Below are 1,435 nucleotides of genomic sequence, written 5' to 3' on the forward strand. Positions count from 1 at the left end.
ACTTATTCGGCCCTTACTTTGAAATGGAATTTACAAGCGATGTGGCGGTAGGTGAAAGCTCTGCGGCCTGAATCCAACCATTGTCAATTGGCCTTGATAGCAGTCATCGCCAAGAGATGAAAACTCAAATTGATACACCGTATGCCAACGCCAGACTCCGTCTGGCGTTTTCAGTTTGTGTGCTCCAAAAGCGATGCTAACGAGCTGAAGATCTAATTGCTCGCATTTTCGTGAGATGGCAACTTTGGCCAACTCAGATTGACGTCGTTGTTGCCAAAATAGAAAACAGAAAAAGCACAGTCCAAGTATTGCCAGTAGATCTCCTATCATCCTTAATCCTTTCTTATCCCTTTGTGGCTTGCTGCAATTTGATGAGTGCAGTGGCTAGCTCTTCCGATGGGCTAGAGTGCAGCAAAGGTAGCAATACCATTCTTAGCTCTGGCAGCATAACTAAATCGGCAAATAATTGATTGAACAGGGTTTGATTGCCTGTTTGTGCGAGTCGCAGCAAAAATTGTTCAGCGATTTTTGCATCAGAAAGAAGATGCCATGCTCGTCCCGCAATACCGATCAGTACTTCTTGGTGACTTAAACGAGGGCTTTGCAAAATCGCTTCTAGTACTGGTAAAGAGACTTCAGTTGGAGCGCCTGCTAACGCTCGAGTTAATGCCGATAGCAAGAACAAATCTGGTTCTGCGCTGTGAATCTCTTGCTGCGCTTTTTCTGCGATACGCTGCGCTAGTCGTTCTTGTAAGTCGACATGCTCAAGAGCACCAAGCAGTGCGTATAGAGGCTCGTTAGGTAAATGATTGAGAGCTTTACGCAGAGTGACCGCATTTTGCTCTTTACCAAGGCGTGCGGCGATATCGGTGATTCCTTGCAGGCCAACCGTCTGCCAGTTTTCCCAGCCTAGACCGCCTGTGAAGTAGTGCTGTGTATGTTCGTAATATTGGCTGGTGGGTAGATCCAAATTTGCACGAACTTGGCTGTGGAATACCGCCATTTTGTCTTCAGAAGGTGTGAACGTGTATGGAGTATTGGAGAGTTTTTGTTGTTGCTCTTCAGACATCTCTTCGCTTAGACGAGTGCCCATGGCTTCAACTACGTATTTAATGAAGTTGCCAATATCAGATTGCTTGAGTAAGCCGCGCTCATCCAGTTCAAACTTTAAAAACCAAATCCAAGGTTGTTTTTGTTCATTCCAATAAGCAATCGCTAAATGTGCTTTACGCTGCATTGGGTATGGGTAAGGGCACTGACCTTTTTCAACATCGGCGAACAATTGTGAATCGATCGTTTTGATGCGTCGACCAAGGTCGAAGATTTGATATTCACAATGACTGTTTTTCAGTAACTGGGTGAGGGTTTGAATGTTTTCCATTAAATACGACGTCCTAACGTTCTTTTCACAAGAAATGGTATCATTCTCGGCTAA

The 1,435-nt window shown here is 44.8% G+C and carries 2 protein-coding genes; both read right to left on the reverse strand.

The window, feature by feature from the left end:
* Positions 1-30 precede the first annotated feature (30 nt).
* Positions 31-330, reverse strand: a complete 300-nt coding sequence (locus tag R7Q38_RS23325) for a DUF3301 domain-containing protein (protein ID WP_005494258.1) — start codon at positions 328-330, stop codon at positions 31-33.
* Positions 331-343: 13 nt separating this feature from the next.
* On the reverse strand, positions 344-1,381 hold the full coding sequence (locus R7Q38_RS23330) for a DUF3549 family protein (RefSeq protein WP_318114461.1): 1,038 nt from the start codon (positions 1,379-1,381) through the stop codon (positions 344-346).
* Positions 1,382-1,435 lie beyond the last annotated feature (54 nt).

Source organism: Vibrio sp. Vb0598, assembly GCF_033338935.1.
In the GTDB taxonomy this organism is placed as follows: Bacteria; Pseudomonadota; Gammaproteobacteria; order Enterobacterales; family Vibrionaceae; genus Vibrio; species Vibrio alginolyticus.